The 17,691-nt window shown below is 73.4% G+C and carries 18 protein-coding genes and 1 pseudogene; 8 read left to right on the forward strand and 11 right to left on the reverse strand.

What is annotated here, in order from left to right:
* Positions 1–123 precede the first annotated feature (123 nt).
* Complete coding sequence (locus ACFWUY_RS19580; RefSeq protein WP_384109508.1) at positions 124–1,107, forward strand: small ribosomal subunit Rsm22 family protein; 984 nt, start codon at positions 124–126, stop codon at positions 1,105–1,107.
* 132 nt (positions 1,108–1,239) lie between these two features.
* On the opposite strand, the gene ACFWUY_RS19585 is transcribed toward ACFWUY_RS19580, so the two are convergent.
* Positions 1,240–1,683: a hypothetical protein gene (locus tag ACFWUY_RS19585; RefSeq protein WP_384109511.1), complete on the reverse strand. Its 444-nt coding sequence runs from the start codon at positions 1,681–1,683 to the stop codon at positions 1,240–1,242.
* 94 nt (positions 1,684–1,777) lie between these two features.
* Positions 1,778–2,608, reverse strand: coding sequence for a dimethylargininase (gene ddaH / locus ACFWUY_RS19590; RefSeq protein ID WP_384109514.1), 831 nt, complete (start codon positions 2,606–2,608; stop codon positions 1,778–1,780).
* Between the two features lie 163 nt (positions 2,609–2,771).
* Between ddaH and ACFWUY_RS19595 the strand changes: the two genes are divergently transcribed.
* Both ACFWUY_RS19595 and ACFWUY_RS19600 read left to right on the forward strand, forming a co-directional pair.
* On the forward strand, positions 2,772–3,392 hold the full coding sequence (locus ACFWUY_RS19595; protein WP_384109517.1) for a TetR/AcrR family transcriptional regulator: 621 nt from the start codon (positions 2,772–2,774) through the stop codon (positions 3,390–3,392).
* A 103-nt stretch (positions 3,393–3,495) separates the two neighbouring features.
* On the forward strand, positions 3,496–4,275 hold the full coding sequence (locus ACFWUY_RS19600) for a bifunctional DNA primase/polymerase (RefSeq protein WP_384109520.1): 780 nt from the start codon (positions 3,496–3,498) through the stop codon (positions 4,273–4,275).
* Between the two features lie 85 nt (positions 4,276–4,360).
* Here the strand turns inward: ACFWUY_RS19600 and ACFWUY_RS19605 are convergent, their stop codons facing one another.
* Together ACFWUY_RS19605 and ACFWUY_RS19610 are read right to left on the reverse strand one after the other, a co-directional pair.
* Positions 4,361–5,383, reverse strand: a complete 1,023-nt coding sequence (locus ACFWUY_RS19605) for a hypothetical protein (RefSeq protein ID WP_384109522.1) — start codon at positions 5,381–5,383, stop codon at positions 4,361–4,363.
* Positions 5,343–5,564 (reverse strand): annotated as a pseudogene (locus ACFWUY_RS19610) (iron transporter); the annotation flags it as partial. The gene ACFWUY_RS19605 and the pseudogene ACFWUY_RS19610, both read right to left, overlap by 41 nt.
* Positions 5,565–5,598: 34 nt before the next feature.
* On the opposite strand from ACFWUY_RS19610, the gene ACFWUY_RS19615 reads away from it, so the two are divergent.
* Positions 5,599–6,267 (forward strand): PhzF family phenazine biosynthesis protein, encoded by a 669-nt coding sequence (locus ACFWUY_RS19615; protein WP_384109526.1) that lies wholly within the window; start codon positions 5,599–5,601, stop codon positions 6,265–6,267.
* 34 nt (positions 6,268–6,301) lie between these two features.
* On the opposite strand, the gene ACFWUY_RS19620 is transcribed toward ACFWUY_RS19615, so the two are convergent.
* Entirely contained in the window at positions 6,302–6,952 is a 651-nt protein-coding gene (locus ACFWUY_RS19620) for a heme oxygenase (biliverdin-producing) (RefSeq protein WP_384109529.1), read from the reverse strand.
* Between the two features lie 114 nt (positions 6,953–7,066).
* Positions 7,067–7,924 carry a type I methionyl aminopeptidase gene (gene map / locus ACFWUY_RS19625; RefSeq protein ID WP_384109532.1) on the reverse strand — a complete coding sequence of 286 codons (858 nt, stop codon included), beginning with the start codon at positions 7,922–7,924 and terminating at the stop codon, positions 7,067–7,069.
* Positions 7,925–7,986: 62 nt separating this feature from the next.
* Between map and ACFWUY_RS19630 the strand changes: the two genes are divergently transcribed.
* Positions 7,987–8,217: a hypothetical protein gene (locus ACFWUY_RS19630; protein WP_384109535.1), complete on the forward strand. Its 231-nt coding sequence runs from the start codon at positions 7,987–7,989 to the stop codon at positions 8,215–8,217.
* Between the two features lie 32 nt (positions 8,218–8,249).
* On the opposite strand, the gene ACFWUY_RS19635 is transcribed toward ACFWUY_RS19630, so the two are convergent.
* Positions 8,250–9,557: an MFS transporter gene (locus tag ACFWUY_RS19635; RefSeq protein ID WP_384109538.1), complete on the reverse strand. Its 1,308-nt coding sequence runs from the start codon at positions 9,555–9,557 to the stop codon at positions 8,250–8,252.
* Between the two features lie 74 nt (positions 9,558–9,631).
* Complete coding sequence (locus tag ACFWUY_RS19640) at positions 9,632–10,234, reverse strand: hypothetical protein (RefSeq protein ID WP_384109541.1); 603 nt, start codon at positions 10,232–10,234, stop codon at positions 9,632–9,634.
* Positions 10,235–10,337: 103 nt separating this feature from the next.
* Here ACFWUY_RS19640 and npdG point away from each other — a divergent pair, with 103 nt between their 5' ends.
* Both npdG and ACFWUY_RS19650 read left to right on the forward strand, forming a co-directional pair.
* Complete coding sequence (npdG, locus tag ACFWUY_RS19645; protein ID WP_384109544.1) at positions 10,338–11,036, forward strand: NADPH-dependent F420 reductase; 699 nt, start codon at positions 10,338–10,340, stop codon at positions 11,034–11,036.
* Between the two features lie 77 nt (positions 11,037–11,113).
* Positions 11,114–11,299 carry a hypothetical protein gene (locus tag ACFWUY_RS19650; RefSeq protein ID WP_384109547.1) on the forward strand — a complete coding sequence of 62 codons (186 nt, stop codon included), beginning with the start codon at positions 11,114–11,116 and terminating at the stop codon, positions 11,297–11,299.
* Here ACFWUY_RS19650 and ACFWUY_RS19655 read toward each other — a convergent pair.
* A complete protein-coding gene (locus ACFWUY_RS19655) occupies positions 11,296–12,090 on the reverse strand; it encodes a site-2 protease family protein (RefSeq protein ID WP_384109550.1) in 795 nt (264 codons plus the stop codon). The two genes, ACFWUY_RS19650 and ACFWUY_RS19655, sit on opposite strands and share 4 nt — an antisense overlap.
* 116 nt (positions 12,091–12,206) lie before the next feature.
* Here ACFWUY_RS19655 and ACFWUY_RS19660 point away from each other — a divergent pair, with 116 nt between their 5' ends.
* Positions 12,207–15,755, forward strand: coding sequence for a BTAD domain-containing putative transcriptional regulator (locus ACFWUY_RS19660; protein WP_384109553.1), 3,549 nt, complete (start codon positions 12,207–12,209; stop codon positions 15,753–15,755).
* A gap of 27 nt (positions 15,756–15,782) precedes the next feature.
* On the opposite strand, the gene ACFWUY_RS19665 is transcribed toward ACFWUY_RS19660, so the two are convergent.
* The gene (locus tag ACFWUY_RS19665; protein WP_384109556.1) at positions 15,783–16,637 is read right to left on the reverse strand and encodes an ABC transporter permease; all 855 of its coding nucleotides are present in this window, start codon (positions 16,635–16,637) and stop codon (positions 15,783–15,785) included.
* Positions 16,634–17,626, reverse strand: a complete 993-nt coding sequence (locus ACFWUY_RS19670) for an ATP-binding cassette domain-containing protein (protein ID WP_384109558.1) — start codon at positions 17,624–17,626, stop codon at positions 16,634–16,636. The genes ACFWUY_RS19665 and ACFWUY_RS19670 overlap by 4 nt, the downstream gene beginning before the upstream one ends.
* Positions 17,627–17,691: the final 65 nt, after the last annotated feature.

The following is a 17,691-nucleotide window of genomic DNA, read 5'->3' on the forward strand; positions in this document are numbered from 1 at the left end:
GAACTCCTTCTGTGTCCGATTCTGTGTCCGATGACAAGTGATCAACTTGGCATGGACACCCAACATCATCGGCGGGAGATCGACCAACTCCGCCGGCCCCGTCCCACCCCCTAAAATGTCGAGGTGAACGCCTCCGCCCCCTCCGCCGACTCCCTGCGCGCCGCCCTCGCCGGGCTCCTCGACGGGCTGCCGCCCAACCGGGCAGCCCAGGCCGTCGAGCGGCTGATCGCCAACTACCGGGGGACCACTCCCACGGACGCCCCCGTACTGCGCGACCGCTCCGACGTCGCCGCGTACGCCGCGTACCGGATGCCGGCGACCTTCGAGGCGGTACGCGGCGCCCTCGGCGCGCTGCGCGAGGCCGCGCCCGACTGGGAGCCGCGTACGCACACCGACGTCGGCGGCGGTACGGGCGCCGCGAGCTGGGCCGTCGCCGAGGCCTGGGCGGAAGAGCCGCCCCGCACCACCGTCCTCGACTGGGCGGAGCCGGCCCTCGCGCTCGGCCGGGAACTCGCCGCGGGGACCCTGGATGCCGAGTGGCGCACGGCCAGGATCGGGGGCGCGCTCCGGCTCGCGGACACGGACCTGGTCACCGTCTCGTACGTCCTCAAGGAGCTGACCGCGGCCGACCGGGCGGCGCTCGTGACCGAGGCGGCGCGCGCGGCGCGGACCGTGGTGATCGTCGAGCCCGGCACCCCCGACGGCTACGAGCGGATCATCGCCGCCCGGGCCCTGCTCGTCGACGCCGGGTTCACCGTCGCCGCGCCCTGCCCGCACAGCGGGGCCTGCCCGATCGAGCCGGGCACGGACTGGTGTCACTTCTCGGCCCGGGTGAGCCGTTCCTCGCTCCACCGGAAGGTGAAGGGCGGCTCGCTGCCGTACGAGGACGAGAAGTTCAGCTACGTGGCGGCGACCAGGGAACCGGCGGCTCCTGCGGTCTCCCGGGTCACCCGGAGGCCCCAGATCCGCAAGGGCCTGGTCCTCCTCGACCTGTGCGGCCCCGACGGGCTCGCCCGGGAGACGGTCACCAAGCGCCACGGGCCCCTCTACAAGCACGCCCGTGACGTCGACTGGGGAGACTCCTGGCCGCCGCGGGACGAGGACTGAGGAAGCCGGCCGGTCGCCGCCGGGCGACGAGGGGCCCGGTCGGTCGCCGCCGGGCGACGAGGGGCCCGGTCGGTCGTCGGTCGTCGGTGGTACGAGGGGCTCGGCCGGTCGTCGGAGGGACGAGGGGCTCGGTCAGTCGTCGGTGGGGACCAGGCCGTTCCGGACGTCCGCGCGGAGGCCGGCCCGCCAGACGGTGGGCTCGCAGTTCGGGCCGTTGGGGGTGAACTTCCGCAGCGTGACCTGCGCGGTCCGGTCGTAGACCGCACGGCCGGAGGCCGGGTCGGTGACCGTGAGGCGCACGGCCGTCCGCTGCTCCCCCACGGCCTCGGGCAGGACCACGTCGAGGAGGCCGAAGGGGGCGGACGGCTCCGTGGCGCGAAGGTCCCGGCACACCTCGTCGGCGCAGAGCCGGAGGCGGGCGCCCGCGGGGAAGTCGGCCGGCCGGTAGGCGACGCCCACTCCGGAATCGGCGCCGACCTTGGTGCACGCGAGCGGCTCCCCGACCTGGCAGCCGGTGACCGGCAGCACGACGGCGACGAGGACCATGGCGTACCGGAGCCTGTCACGCACGCGCATCGACAACGCCCCCCTGACGTCACGTTTCCGCGGATCAGGGGGACTCTACGGACGCGGGCCGGGGGAGTCGACCCCCTGGACCGCCCGTCCCGCCCTAGGGCCTGAGCTCCTGGGTGCAGCACTTCACGCTGCCGCCGCCCTTGAGGAGCTCGCTCAGGTCCATGCCGACCGGCTCGAAGCCCCGCCGCCGCAGGGGTTCGAAGAGGCCCACCGCCGCCTGGGGGAGCAGGACGTGGCGGCCGTCACCGACCGCGTTGAGACCGAGGGCCGCCGCGTCCTCGGCCGTCGCGATCAGGGCGTCGGGGAAGAGCCGGGCGAGCACCGCGCGGCTGCCGGGGGAGAAGGCGTCCGGGAAGTACATGATCTCGTCGCGGGCGTCGTCCAGGACGCACAGCGCGGTGTCCAGGTGGTAGTAGCGCGGGTCCACCAGTTCGAGGCCGATCACCGGGCGGCCGAAGAACTCCTGCGCCTCGTGGTGCGAGAGCGGGCTGGAGCGGAAGCCGCGCCCGGCGAGGATCCAGGAGGCGGTGACGGCGAAGTCGCCCTCGCCCTCGTTGACGTGCTCCGGAACCCGTACGGCCTCGTCCGGCCAGCCGTTCCGGCGGAACCAGGCCAGGTGCGCGTCCGCCTCGGCCGCCCGCTCGCGGTGGGCGAACCTGGCGCCGAGGACCCGGCCGTCGACGACGGTGGCGCCGTTCGCCGCGAAGACCATGTCCGGCAGCGCCGGGTCGGGGGTGAGGAGCTCGACGGTGTGGCCGAGCGCGCGGTAGCGGTCGCGCAGGTCCTCCCACTGGGCGAGGGCCAGCGGCAGGTCGACCGGTTTCGTGGGGTCCATCCAGGGGTTGATGGAGTACGTCACCGCGAAGTGCGTGGGTGGGCACATCAGGTAACGGCGGGGCGAGGACGAGCGCGGAGTGGGGCGCAATGAGGGCTCCTCACGGACGGGTGGACGGAAGAACCGAGGATCGGTGGACCCCATGGTCCGCCTTCGGGGCCCCGCACGCTGTGGACCGTTCGGGTGGTTCGGGAGCGGCCCACCGACCCCCTCAGGCGAGACGTTGCGTCTCGCATGCTGCTAGGTTGGGCCCATGTCCGAGACCAAGGCCCCCGACGCCTCCCGCCGCAGCGAACGCTCCCGCCGCGCCATCTTCGACGCCGCCCTCGCCCTCGTCACCGAGACCGGCTACGCGAAGACCACCATCGAGGGCATCGCCGCCCGCGCCGGCGTCGGCAAGCAGACCATCTACCGCTGGTGGCCCTCCAAGGCCGCCGTCCTCCTCGACGCCTTCCTCGACCTCCAGGCCCGGACCGCCGAAGCCCTCGGCGGCGACGCCGGGAGCGAGATCCCCGACACGGGCGACCTCGCCGCCGACCTGAAGCTCGTCCTGCGCGCCACCGTCGACGAACTGAACGACCCGGCCGTCGACCGCCCCACCCGCGCCCTCGCCGCCGAGGGCGTCGTCGACGCCGAGCTCGGCGCCCGCTTCACCGAGGCCCTCCTCGAACCGCAGCTCCAGTACTACGCCCGCCGCATCGAGGCCGCCCAGGCCGCCGGCCACATCGACCCCGACGTCGACCCCCGCATCGCCCTCGAACTCCTCGTCGGCCCCCTCCACCACCGCTGGATCCACCGCACCCTGCCGCTCACCCACGCCTACGCCGACACCCTCGTCGACCTCGCCCTGCGAGGCCTCGCCACGAAGCGCTGAGGCGTCCCGGCCCACCCCGGTTCCGCACTCCGGTCACCCGAGGCGCAGGATGGTGGGACCATGGGCAGAGCCGAACGGGCGAGCATGAGGTGTGAGGGGATAGATGGGCGACGGCATCGGCCGCTTCCGCGGCACGGAGAGCAAACTCGCACAGTGGCTGCGCAGGCGCCCGAAACGCACCGCGGTCGACGACGAGAACGACCGCGAGAAGCTGCTCCTGGCCACCGCCGCCGCCGGGCTGCCCCTGGCCCCCGCCGCGTACCCCGTCGGCTACAGCTGCTCCTGTGAGCGGATCGGCTGTCCCACCCCCGCCCGGCACCCCGTCTCCTTCGCCTGGCAGACCCAGTCGACCACCGACCGCGCCCAGATCGAGCGCTGGGCCCGGAACGAGCCCGGGGCGAACTTCATCACCGCCACCGGCATGGTCCACGACGTCCTCGACGTACCGATGGCCGCCGGCCGCGCCGCCCTGGAGCGCCTCCTCGCCGAGGGCGTCGAGGTCGGGCCCGTCGCCGAGTCCGCCGACATCGACACCGTCGGCGGCCGGATGCTCTTCTTCACCGCCACCCGCGGCACCCCCGAGGACGAGGACGAGTGGTGGCCGTGTGAGCTCGACTGCCACCCGGAGACCATGGACGAGCACCCGGGGCTTCGCTGGCACTGCCGCGGCAGCTACGTCCTCGTACCGCCCGCCCGGCTCCCCGGGGACGAGAGCGCCCATCCGGTCGTCGCCTGGGTCCGCGGCCCCGAGCACCCGCTGCCCGACCCGCTGAACCTCCTGGAGACCCTCCAGGACGCCTGCGCCCGCCACGCGGCGGCACGCGAGGCGGACGGGAACGGCGAGCACACGGCCCACGAGATCGCCTGGCCGCTGACCCGCTGACCGCGGTCGCCGACCCCGCTACAGGCTCCGGTGCCGGACCGCGGGGCCCGTGCTTCGCGGGCCCCGCCTTTTCGTCGCGCGGGGTCTACGAGCCCTCGGCGCCCACCACGCCCTGGAGCCGGCCCTTGATCGAGACCGCGTCGCCGGCCGCGCCCGCCGGCTTCACCAGGACCGCCTGGCTGGACACCCACTCCTTGGTGACCGTGTTCTTGATCTCGCCGGTCAGCAGCGCCTTGATGTCCGGGGCGACCTTGGGCCGGTAGCCCGGCGCCGCCGTCTGCCGCTCGAAGAACCGGGTGGCGAAGAAGACGAACGCGCCGCCGTCCTTCGTCCGCAGTCCGAGCGGCGCGAAGTCGCCCTGGTTCACGGCCCGGTCGATGTACTGGGTGGCGAGCCCCGGCCGCTTGGCCGTCTTCTGCCGCTGCTCCCGCCACAGCGTGGTGTGCGGCCCCGCCTCGAACCGTCCCGGCCGCCCGTCCTTCAGGAACGAGACGTACTCCTCGCCGAGGTCCTCGGGCGCGACCGCCAGGGTCTCGGTGTCCGCGGCCACCGGCACCGCGTACCCCTCCTCCTCGGCGAACTCCGGCACCTCGGACGGGTCGAGCACCGTCAGGTGGGCGACCTCCCACAGCTGCTCGGGTCCGTTGCGCACGAAGACCATGAGCCAGCGCCGGTCGCCGCTGCCCCGGTTGGAGTCGGCGTCCGCGAGGAACCAGCGCGGCCAGCCCGCCTTCCGGGGCAGGACGAACCGCGCGTCCGTGAATTCGAGGGGCCGGTGGTCCGGGTTGCCCCCGGGGGAGGTGATCGCCCGCGACCGCAGGCCCGCCTGGTTGATCTCCCCGAGCGGGCCGGTGACCCGGCCCGCGTCCAGGGCGGGATCATGGGCCTTGTCGGCCCGGTTGTAGGCGCTCGTGAAGTCCGCGAGGGCCTGCGCCGCCTCGGTCTTCGTCGCCGGCGGCAGCAGGGCGAGTTCGCCGTGCACCGTCACACAGCCGCTCGCCGTCAGTGCCAGGACGGTCACCGCCGCCGTGGCCGCGAGGAACCTCGCGGGCCGTGCCGACAGCCGCTCAAGCGGTCGCGGCGCTCGCCTCAGCCTCAGCCTTCTCATCGGTCGCCTTCTGCCTCTTCACCCGCACGGACGGATCCGACCCTATCGGGGCCGGGGACAGCGCGAGTGTCGGGACCGGATACAGCGCCCACACCGTGACCTGAAGGACCGTCGGATCCGGCCGGGAGTGGAAGACGTCCTCGAGGAGCGTGCCGTACCAGCTGTCCGGCGGGTACGGCCCTGCCGCCATGTCGCGGAATGGTTCAATTTCTGCCATGAACACGACCGCCACTGACATCGACGTCCTCCGGGTCTTCTGCGCGGGCGACGGCCGGTACGGCAACGCGCTCGGAGTCGTACGGGACGCCCGCACCCACCCCGACGAGTCCTCCCGGCAGGCGCTCGCCAAGGAACTCGGATACAGCGAGACGGTGTTCGTGGACGACCCGGAGCGCGGGATCGTCGACATCTACACCCCCGGTCTCCGGCTGCCGTTCGCCGGACACCCGCTCGTCGGTGCCGCCTGGCTGCTCGACCTGGAGGTGATCTGCCCGCCCGCGGGCGAGGTGTGGGTGCGCGGCGACGGGGAGTTCACCTGGATCGAGGCGCGCGCCGAGTGGGCGCCGCCGCGGACCCTGCGCCGGTACGGCTCCGCCGCCGAGGTGGACGCCCTCGACGTGCCCGAGCCCGGTGAGTGGATCTACGCCTGGGCCTGGGAGGAGGAGGCCGCCGGCCGGGTCAGGGCGCGGGCGTTCCCGGGGCGCGGCGACGGCATCGACGAGGACGAGGCGACCGGCGCGGCGGCGCTGCTGCTCACGGCGGAGCTCGGCCGGGCCCTGAACATCACACAGGGCCGGGGTTCGCAGCTGCTCACCGCACCCGGCCCTGACGGCATCGTGGAGTTGGGCGGACGGGTCCGCCTCGAAGGAACGCTCACGCGCTGAACGCTCACGCGCTGAACGCTCACGCGCTGAACGCTCACGCGCTGAGCGGGAACTCGCCTCCCAGCTGGTGGAAGACGGCGCTGTTGAAGGCGAAGGCGCGCTTGCACTCGTCGACGATCCGCTGCTTCTCCAGGTCGTCGGCGTTCACCCCGTCGAGCAGCTCCCGGTAGGCCCGCTTGAACGCGGCCGGGTTGGCGATCTCCTCGAAGACGTAGAAGCGGACGCCGTCGCCCTTGCGGGAGAAGCCCCAGGTGCGCTCCGCCTTGTCCCGGATGATCTGACCGCCCGACAGGTCGCCCAGGTAGCGCGTGTAGTGGTGGGCCACGTACCCGGCCGGCCAGTCGCGTGCGCACTCCGCGACCCGCTCGGCGTACGCCGCGGTGGCGGGCAGCGGCGAGAGTCCGGCCCGCCAGTCGGGACCCCGCAGATGCGCGAGGTCCTGTTCGAGGGCGGCCGTGCGGAACAGCTCGGGCTGTATGAACGGCCCGGCGACCGGGTCCTCGCGCAGTGCCTCCGCGCCTTCCTCCAGGGCCCGGTACACGAACCACAGCTGCTCCGTGTAGCGCGCGTACGCGTCGACCGCCAGGCGCCCGCCCAGGAGGTCACCCATGAAGGACGACGTCTCCGCCTCGGTGTGCTGCTCGTGCGAAGCCGTACGGATCAGGGTGGAGAAGGGGGTGTCCAAGGCGTGCCTCCGAGACCGATGGAACGGGAACCAGTGACGATCCTGCCAAGTTAGGCTTACCTAAGTCAACTGGTTCCCGACGTCCTGTCGGTAAAACGCTACCCATCTCCGGGGTCAGGGCAACGTGAGGATCTCGGCCCCGTTCTCGGTCACGACGAGCGTGTGCTCGAACTGCGCGGTCCGCTTCCGGTCCTTGGTGACGACGGTCCAGCCGTCGTCCCACATGTCGTAGTCGTGCGTCCCGAGCGTCAGCATCGGCTCGATGGTGAAGGTCATGCCGGTCTTGATCTCGGTGGTGTGGTGGGGCGAGTCGTAGTGCGGGACGATCAGGCCCGAGTGGAAGGACGAGTTGATGCCGTGACCGGTGAAGTCACGGACGACGCCGTAGCCGAAGCGCTTGGCGTACGACTCGATGACCCGCCCGATGATGTTGATCTGGCGCCCCGGCCGCACCGCCTTGATGGCCCGGTTCAGGGCCTCCCGGGTCCGCTCCACGAGCAGCCGCGACTCCTCGTCGACGTCCCCGCAGAGGTAGGTGGCGTTGTTGTCGCCGTGGACGCCGTTGATGTACGCCGTGACGTCCAGGTTCACGATGTCGCCGTCCCGCAGCACCGTGGAGTCCGGGATGCCGTGGCAGATGACCTCGTTGACCGAGGCGCACAGCGACTTCGGGAACCCGCGGTAGCCGAGGGTGGAGGGGTACGCGCCGTGGTCGCACATGAACTCGTGCGCGACCCGGTCGAGCTCGTCGGTGGTGACGCCGGGGGCGATGTGCTTGGCGGCCTCCTCCATCGCCTGCGCGGCGATGCGGCCGGCGATCCGCATCCGCTCGACGGTGTCGGAGTCCTGCACCTCGGGCCCGGTGTACGGCGTCGGGGCGGGCTTCCCGACGTACTCGGGGCGGCGGATGGAGCCCGGAACGGAACGATGGGGGGAGAGCTCCCCCGGTACGAGAAGCGACTGGCCAGACATGACAGCGAGTCTAACGACCGGGTCTGGGGCAGCATGGTCCTGGAGGAAGGAGCCCAACGACAATGGCCCTGTTCAAGAAGCGCACAGCGGGCAAACCGGGCGAGTGGTACTACTGCCTGGAGCACAGACAGGTCGAAGAAGGCCCCGAGTGCCCGGCGAAGGACCGCTTCGGCCCGTACACCAGCCGGGAGGAGGCCACCCGCGCCATGGAGACCGCCCGCGAGCGGAACCTGGAGTGGGAGACCGACCCGCGCTGGCACGACGGCGGCCGGACGCAGGAGCCGCCCGACTAGGGCGGGTCCGCGCGAACCGCGGCCGGGGCCGTTCAGACGGTCCCGGCCGTGTCCTGCCGCGCCGCCTCCTGCTGGGCCTTGCGGCGCAGTGAGTCCTCGTCCGTCCCGGAGTCGTACGTCAGGAGCTTCGGGAGCGCGAGGCAGAGCAGCCCCACCGAGGCCACACAGGCCACACCGCCCGTCCAGACCGCCGAACGGGTGCCGGTCCAGCCGGCCATCACGCCCGCCCGGACCTGGCCCAGCTGCGGGCCCACGCTGTACGAGAGCACCTCGATGCCGGCGAGCCGCCCGCGCAGCTCCTCCGGGATCGTCTGGTTCCAGATCGTGGCGCGGCCGAGACCGCTCAGCATGTCGCCGGCTCCCGCGAAGGCCAGGCAGAGCAGGACCAGCCAGATGTTCCCGAACCAGCCCGCCGCCGCGATCGCGAGACCCCAGGCGGCCGCGCCCCCGACCACGAGCAGCCCGTGCCGCCGCACCCTCGACGTCCAGCCGCTGGTCAGCCCCAGCACCAGGGAGCCGACCGAGCCCGCCGCGTACATCAGGCCGAGCGACCAGTCCGCGTCCAGCTCGTCCGCGAGGAACGGGAAGATCGTGTTCGGGAAGGCGAAGAACATCGCCGCGAGGTCGATCGCGTACGTGCCGAGCAGCACCGGCCGCGACCAGGCGTACCGCGCCCCCTCCGCGATGCCCCGCAGCGAGGGCTTCTCCGCGTCGTGCGCGGGCGGCGCGGGAGAGAGGCGGCGGCACAGCAGCACCGAGACGGCGAAACCGGCGATCGTCACCCCGTACGCGGGCGCGTGACCCGCGTACGCCACGACCAGACCCGCCAGGGCCGGGCCCGCGATCGAGCCCATCTGCCAGCGCAGCGAGTTCAGCGCGGCCGCCGCCGTCTGCTGCTCGTGCGGCACGATCCGGGCGAGCAGCGAGTCGAGCGCCGGCCGCTGGAGCCCCGCGAGCGCCGAGACACCGGCCGCGACCACGTACAGCGGCCAGAGCAACGGCTCCGGGAGCAGCGCGTTGACCAGCAGGATCAGGGCCAGGAGCCCGAGGCCCGCCTCGGTCGCGAGGATCACCTTCCGCCGGTCGACGGCGTCGGCGAGCGCCCCGCCGTACAGCCCGAACACCACGAGCGGCACCAGTTCGACCGCGCCCATCGCGCCGACCGCGAGCGGCGACCCCGTCAGCTCCTTGATCTGCAGCGGCAGGGCGATCATCGCCATCGCGCTGCTGAAGTACGTGACGAGCCCCTGGATCCACAGGAGCCGGAAATCGGCGGACGAGCGCCACGGGGCCAGGTCGGGAAGCAGCGCGGAGATCTTCGCGAGGAGGGGGGAGGACACGAGGGGTCATGTTCCGTCGGGAGAGTGCCGCGGGCAACCGAATTAGCCGGGGCGCACGGTCGTCCCCCCCGCCTCTACCAGTGCGGCGGCGGCGGGGCCGTCAGCCGGTCCGCGAGGCCCGCCAGCCGGTCACGGAAGCGCCGGGTCCCGCGCGGCGACGGCAGGCTGTTCTCCCCGGCCGCCGCGCTCACCAGGTGCTGCACCGTGTCCAGGTCCACCCCCGCCTCCTCCGTCACCGTGAGCGTCTCGTGCGCGAGCCCCCGTACCTCTTCGTCGCCCCCGTCGAGCGACAGCACCGTCGCCCCCGCCCGCCGGGCGTCGTGCACCCGCTGGAGCAGCCCCGGATCCGGCCGCTCCGGCGCCACCATGAGGAGCGTCGCCCCGCGTCCCGCCGCCTCGAGACGGCCCAGGCCGACCGCCAGGTGCGCCGGATCACCCGGCCGCACCCGGTGCCGCACCAGCGTCGGTGCCAGCTCCGGCAGCCCCGACCAGGCGGACTCGTCGACCAGGTGCGCCGCCAGGTGCCAGGGCTCGTACTCCTCCGTGCCGACCAGGAGCAGCCCCTCCCGGTGCGGGACGACCGAGGACCGGAGCGCTCCCGCGAACCGGCGGGCCGCCGCCGGCCACTCCGTCCCGGCGAGCACTTCCCGCAGCAACGCGACCCGTACGGCATCCATGGGTCCGCATCCTGCACCAGACGGAGGCGGTCGCGCGGGCGGTCACGACGGTTCCACCCGTACGGGACTCCCCGCGGCCCGACCGCTCGGTAATGTCGGGGCCATGACTACGACTGACAGCAAGCCCGCCCCCAAGGACCCGTGGGACCTCCCCGACGTCTCCGGCCTCGTCGTCGGCGTCCTCGGCGGCACCGGCGAGCAGGGCCGCGGCCTCGCCCACCGTCTCGCCAAGGCCGGCCAGCGGGTGATCCTCGGCTCCCGCGCCGCCGACCGCGCGCGGGACGTGGCCGCGGAGATCGGCCACGGCGTCGAGGGCGCCGACAACGCCGAGTGCGCCCGCCGCAGCGACATCGTGATCGTCGCCGTGCCGTGGGACGGTCACGCCAAGACCTTGGAGTCGCTCCGCGAGGAGCTCGCCGGCAAGCTCGTCGTGGACTGCGTCAACCCGCTCGGCTTCGACAAGAAGGGCGCCTACGCCCTCAAGCCCGAGGAGGGCTCGGCCGCCGAACAGGCCGCCGCCCTCCTCCCGGACTCCCGGGTCACCGCCGCCTTCCACCACCTCTCCGCCGTCCTCCTCCAGGACACCTCCATCGAGGAGATCGACACGGACGTGATGGTCCTCGGCGAGGAGCGCGCCGACGTCGAACTCGTCCAGGCCCTCGCCGGCCGCATCCCCGGCATGCGCGGTGTCTTCGCCGGCCGGCTGCGCAACGCCCACCAGGTCGAGTCGCTCGTCGCCAACCTGATCTCCGTCAACCGCCGCTACAAGGCCCACGCCGGGCTCCGCGTCACCGACGTCTGAGCCGGTCCCGGCGGAGCGGCGGGCATGGGGGACACTGGACGGGCACCAGCAGCCGTACCGGACAGGAGCCGCCCCCCATGCCCCGCCTCGCCCTCTACGCCCTCGTGGTCTGCGCCCTGGCCGTCACCGCGGCCGTCGTCTCCTTCGTCCAGGGCAGCTTCCTCGGCGTCGTCTGGGTCCTGCTCGCCGGCCTCTCCTCCAACATGGCCTGGTACTACCTCCGCCGCGCGAAGCTCGCGAGGACGGCCGCCGCGGAGGGCTAGACCTGGCAGAACTCCGGCGTCTCCTGCCAGAACCGGAACAGCTGCGAACCGCAGTAGCGGAAGGCGTCCGGCACCCCGAGCGACCGCATCAGCGCGTCGATCGCGTCGAAGAAGGCCCCGTTGACCGCGGGCACGAACAGCAGCGCGATCACGATGAAGAAGCCGTACGGCGCGTACGGCTCGATCTGCCGCTTCACCTTGTACGACAGCCAGGGCTCCACGATCCCGTACCCGTCGAGCCCCGGCACCGGCAGCAGGTTCAGGAGCGCCGCCGTCACCTGGAGGAACGCCAGGAACGCAAGCGCGAACCGGAACGCGGGCGGCACGCCGTCGAGCGCGTCCAGCCAGAACGGGGCCGTGCACACCACGGCGAACAGCACGTTCGCCAGGGGGCCCGCCGCCGAGATCAGACTGTGCTTCCAGCGGCCCTTGATCCGGCCCTGCTCGATGAAGACCGCACCGCCCGGCAGGCCGATCCCGCCCATGATCACGAACAGCACCGGCAGCACGATGCTCAGGACGGCATGGGTGTACGCCAGCGGGTTCAGGGTCAGATAGCCCTTCGCGCCGACCGTGATGTCCCCGCCGTGCAGCGCCGTACGGGCGTGCGCGTACTCGTGGAGGCAGAGCGACACCACCCACGCCGAGGTCACGAAGAGGAAGACGGCCAGGCCGGGCGAGGCGGCGAAGTCCGTCCACACCGCCCAGCCGGTGACGGCCATGACGGCGAGGATCGCCAGGAAGACGGGACTGATCCGCCGTTCGTGGCGCCGGGTGGTGGCCGTGGTCATCGCGGGAGCTCCCAGGGGACGAAAGAGGGCCCGACGCACGGACCCGGTGTGCGGGAAACGTACCGGGGGACGGGGCGAGTTCCGGAGACGGGGACCGTCTCACGGAGAATGGGCCGGTGCGCTACTCCGTCCTCGGCCCCACCCTCGCCCACGCCCCCGACGGCACCGACGTGCCCGTCGGCGGCCCCCGGGTCCGTGCGCTGCTCACCGTCCTCGTCCTGAGGGCCGGCCGGACCGTGCCCGTGTCCGACCTGGTCGACGAGGTGTGGCACGGGGACCAGCCGCCCGCCGACGCCGTCGCCGCGCTCCAGGCCCTCGTCGGACGGCTCCGCAAGGCCCTCGGCCGGGACCGGGTGATCTCCGCGGAGGGCGGCTACCGGCTCGACGCCCACCAGGAGGACGTGGACGCCCGCCGCTTCGAACGCCTCGCCGCCGAGGGCGCCGCCGCGCTCGGCGCCGGAGACCCGGCGCGGGCCGCCGCCCTCCTCGACGAGGCCCTCGGGCTCTGGCGCGGCCCCGCCTTCGCCGATCTGCCCGACCGGGACGCGGAGGCCGCCCGCTGGGAGGCCCGGCGGCTCGACGCCCGCCGGGCCGGGCTCGACGCGGCCCTCGCGCTCGGCGGGGCGTCCGCGGCGCTCCCCGAACTGACCGCCCTCTGCGCGGCCCACCCCCTCGACGAGCCCCTCCAGGCCCTGCGGATCCGCGCCCTGCGGGACACCGGACGCGCGGCCGAGGCCCTCGCCGCGTACGAGGCGGTCCGCCGCGCCTTCGCCACCCGCCTCGGCACCGACCCCTCACCGGCCCTCCGCGCCCTCCACGCGGAACTGCTCACCCCGACCCCGACGACACCCGGCCCGATGCCGGGCCCGACGTCCGGACCGATGTCCGGGCCGGGGTCCGGGTACGTGCCCGGGTCCGGGTCCGGGCCGGGGCCCGGGTACGCGCCCGCGCCCGGCCACGGCTCTCCCTCCCCGTCCGGCCTCCCGCCGCACACGGTGGCGCCCCCGCCGGGGAACCTGCGCGCCCGGCTCACCAGCTTCGTCGGACGTGACGAGGAGATCGCCGCCCTCCAGGAGGACCTGCGGACGGCCCGGCTCGTCACCCTCCTCGGGCCCGGTGGAGCCGGGAAGACCCGGCTCTCGCAGGAGGCGGCCGAGCGCGGCGCCGGGGCCTGGCCCGACGGGATCTGGGTCGCCGAGCTCGCGGCCGTCACCGACCCGGAGGCCGTCGCCGAGGCGGTCCTCGCCGCCGTCGGCGCCCGGGAGACAGTGCTGCGCGGCGCCGGAGCCGAGGAGTTGCGGGCGGGGGGCGACCCGCTCGCCCGGCTCGTCGAGCACTGCGCCGGGCGCCGGATGCTGCTGCTCCTCGACAACTGCGAGCACCTCGTGGCGGTCGCCGCCGAACTGGCCGAGACGCTGCTCGCCCGATGCCCCGGGCTGCGGATCCTGGCGACGAGCCGGGAGCCGCTGGGGGTGCCGGGGGAGAGGGTGCGGCCGGTGGGCCCGCTGCTGACCGAGACGGCCCTGCGGCTGCTCGGCGAGCGCGGCGCGGCGGTCAGGCACGGGTTCCGCGTCGAGGAGGACCCGGCGGCGGCCGCCGAGATCGTGCGCCGCCTGGACGGGCTGCCCCTGGCGATCGAGCTGGCGGCGGCCAGACTGCGGATGCTGACCCTGCGTCAGATCGCGGACCGCCTCGACGACCGCTTCCGCCTCCTCACGTCGGGCGCGCGGACGGTGCTGCCCCGGCAGCAGACCCTGCGCGCGGTCGTCGACTGGTCCTGGGACCTCCTCGACGACGCCGAACGGGCGGTCCTGCGCCGCCTCTCGGCGTTCACCGGAGGCTGCGACCTGGAGGCGGCGGAGGCGGTGTGCGCCGAAACCCCCGGAGCGGCCGATGTCGGAGCCCCCGGGACGGTCGGGGCAGCTGGTGCCGGAGGCGCCGGAACCCTCACCGGACCCGGCGGAGCCCCCGTCGCCCGGCCCGGATCCCCCCGGCCCGCCGCGCTCCGGCCCCTCGACGTGCTCGACGTCCTCGGCTCCCTCGTCGACAAGTCGCTCGTCGTCTCCGCGCCCGGTGAGGCCGGTATGCGCTACCGCCTCCTGGAGACCGTCGCCGAGTACGCGGGAGAGCGGCTCGACGAGGCCGGGGAGCGGGCCGCGACCGAGCGGCGGCACCTCACGTACTACCGCGAACTGGCCCGCCGCACCGACCCCGAGCTGCGCGGCTCTGGCCAGGTCGCCGCCATCGCCCGCTTCGGGACCGAGTACGGCAACCTCCGCACCGCCCTGCGCCGGGCGCTCGACGCCCGCGACGAGGACGAGGCGCTCGTCCTCGTCCACTCGCTGCTCTGGTACTGGCAGATGCGCGACCTGCGCACCGACGCCCTGTACTGGGCCAGGGCCACCGCCGCCCTCGGCCCCGACCCGTTCGTACCGCCCGCCGCCCCCGTCGTCCCCCTGCACGAGCCGTGCACGGCCGCGCCGCCGCCGCTCTCCGTCGAGCAGCGCTGGGAGGCCAGGCGCGGGGTGCGGCTGGTCGAACTGCTCAACATGGACCACGAGACCGGCCGCTGGACCACCCCGGACGGGGTGCGGCGGCTCCGCGAGATGATGGCCGTCTACGAGCCCGGCCTGCCGCAGACCTGCCGGCTGCCCGGTTCGTTCGCCGTCTTCGCGGTCCTCCTCATCGGCGAGGCCGGCCGGCTGCGCGAACTCCTCGACACGACCGTCGAGACCTGCCGCCGCCACGGCTACGACTGGGAGCTCGGCAACGCCCTCCAGCTGCGCGCCAACATGTCCGCCAACCGGGCCGACCTGGCCGCAGAGGCGAGCGCCGACGCCGACGAGAGCCTGGAGATCTTCGTCCGCCTCGGCGACGCCTGGGGCGCGGCGGAGGCGCTCCAGTCCCGTGCGGAGGCCCGTGAGCGGCGGCTCGAGTTCGAGGGGGCGGCCGAGGACTTCGCCGCCGCGATCGGCTACGCGGAGCGGATCGGCGCCCAGTCGCAGATGGCGCTGCTCCGCGTCCGCTACGCCGGCATCCTCGTCGAGACCGGGCGGGGCGACGAGGGGGAGGCGATCCTGCGGGAGATCGTGGGAGGACGCCACGGCCTGGGCCACGAACCCATGCTCGGCGCCCGGCTGTTCCTCGGCATGGCGCTCGGCCGCACCGGCCGCACCGCCGAGGCCCGGGAGCATCTGAACGCGCTGCGGCGGGAGTTCCGCTCCGAGACCCTCTCCCTCTTCGAGGGCTTCGCGCTCGGCAGCCTGGGCTGGCTGGACAACCTCGACGAACGGTACGACTCCGCGCTCGCCCTCGCGAAGGAGGCGTACGAGTGCTCCCTGGGGGCGCTGTCGCTGATGGTCGCCCCGGAGATGCCGGCGAGCCACCTCGTCGTCGCGGCCTGGGCGCTCGCCGGTCTCGGCGGGCCGGAGGCCCGTACCGGGGCCGTGCTGCTCGGCGCCCGCAAGGGCCTGCTGCCGCCGGAGCACCGGGCGGCGCCGATGGAGCGGGAGAACCTGGAACGGGCGACGGAGCTGACCCGCTCCGTCCTCGGCGAGGACGTGTTCGCGGCGGCGTACGCCGAAGGCGACGGCCTCTCCATGGAAGAGGCCGCCGCCCTGCTCGGTCGCGCCGCCGACGCGATCAGTGAGCGCGCCGAGTCCTGAACCCCTGTGGGGATCCCCGTACCGGACTCAGGTCTTCTTGCGGAACTTGGCCACCGCGAGCGGCGCCGTGACGACCGTGATGAGGAGCGCCCAGCCGAGGGTCATCCACACGGAGTGGGCGACCGGACCGCCGTTGATCAGGTTGCGGGCGGCGTCGGCGAGGTTCGACAGCGGGTTGTAGTCGGTGAAGGCCTTCAGCCAGTCGGGCATCGACGTCGGCGGGGCGAAGATCGACGAACCGAACTGCAGCGGCATCAGGACGAGCATGGCCATGCCCTGGACGGCCTGGGCGGTCTTCAGGGTCAGACCGAGCAGGATGAAGATCCACATCAGCGAGGCACCGAAGACCATCGACAGGCCGATCGCGGCGAAGAGGTGGAGCACCGAGGTGTGGATCTCCAGGCCGAGCAGGAAGCCCATGCCGAGGAGGATCGCGGTGGCGATCAGCATCCGGCCGACCTCGACGACGATCTTCGCGATGAGGACGGAGGACCGGGCGATCGGCATCGTCCGGAACCGGTCCATGACCCCCTTCTTGAAGTCGTCGTTGATGCCCACGCCGACGGCCATGGCGATGTTCATGCCCATCATCGCCATCAGGCCGGGGGTCACGTAGTTGACGTAGACGTCGTTGTTGCCCTTGCCCGAGATCGCGCCGCCGAAGACGTACACGAACAGCAGGATGAAGATGATCGGCATCATCACGGCGTCGAACATCGACTCCGGGTCCTGCTTGATCTGCAGCGCGTTGCGCCGGGCGAGCGCGCCGATGTGGCGGAGGTTGGCCCGCAGACCGATCCTGCCCTCGGCGACGGGCGCGCGCCGCGCCGCCGCCGGACCCGGGGTGCCGACGGGGGACTTGGTGACCGTGGTCGTGCTCATGCGGCGACCTCCTCGTTCATCTCGTCGGAAACGGCGGTCTTCTCGCCGGTGATCGCCAGGAACACCTCGTCCAGGCTGGGCAGGTGGGTGCCGATGTGGGCGATGCCGAAGCCCCGCGCACCGAGCAGGGCCACGACGGCCGTCAGCTGCTGGTCGGTGAGGATCGGCACGTACAGCGCGCCCTCGTCGGGCACGACCGTCGAGCCGGCGACGCCGTCGAGCCCGGTCTCGCGGAGCGCGGCGGCCATCGCGGGCAGCTGCCCCGGGTCCACCGGGCGGACCTTCAGGGTCCGGCCGCCGACCTTGGCCTTCAGCTCGTCGACCCCGCCCTTGGCGATGACCTTGCCCCGGTCGATGACGGTCAGCTCGCTCGCGAGCTGCTCCGCCTCCTCCATGTACTGGGTGGTGAGGAGGACGGTGACGCCCTCGGAGACCATCCGCTGGACCTCGTCCCACACCTCGTTGCGGGTGCGGGGGTCGAGGCCGGTGGTCGGCTCGTCCAGGTAGAGGACGGCCGGCTGTCCGATCATCGAGGCCGCGAGGTCGAGGCGGCGCCGCATGCCGCCGGAGTAGTTCATCGCGGGCCGCTTGGCGGCCTCGGTGAGGGAGAAGCGCTCCAGCATCTCGTCGGCCCGGCGGCGGGCGTCGGCGCGCGAGAGGTCGAGCAGCCGCCCGATCATGTACAGGTTCTCCCAGCCGGACAGCTTCTCGTCGACCGAGGCGTACTGCCCGGTGAGCCCTATGGTGCGGCGCAGCTGGCGGGGGTGCTTCACCACGTCGTACCCGGCGACGACGGCGGTCCCGGCGTCCGGGACGAGGAGGGTGGACAGGCAGCGGACGAGGGTGGTCTTCCCCGCGCCGTTGGGCCCGAGCACCCCGAGGACGGTGCCCTCCCGCACGTCGAGGTCGACCCCGTCGAGGGCCCTGGTGGCGCCGAAGTGCTTCACGAGGCCCCGGACCTCGACGGCGTTGGTGTGTGATCGCGTCATGCCCACCACTACACCAGGTGCCACCGACAATCCCCCGACAGACGACCGACAGCCCGCCGATGGGG

Origin of the sequence: Streptomyces sp. NPDC058664, assembly GCF_042716635.1 — a bacterium.
Taxonomy (GTDB): Bacteria; Actinomycetota; Actinomycetes; order Streptomycetales; family Streptomycetaceae; genus Streptomyces.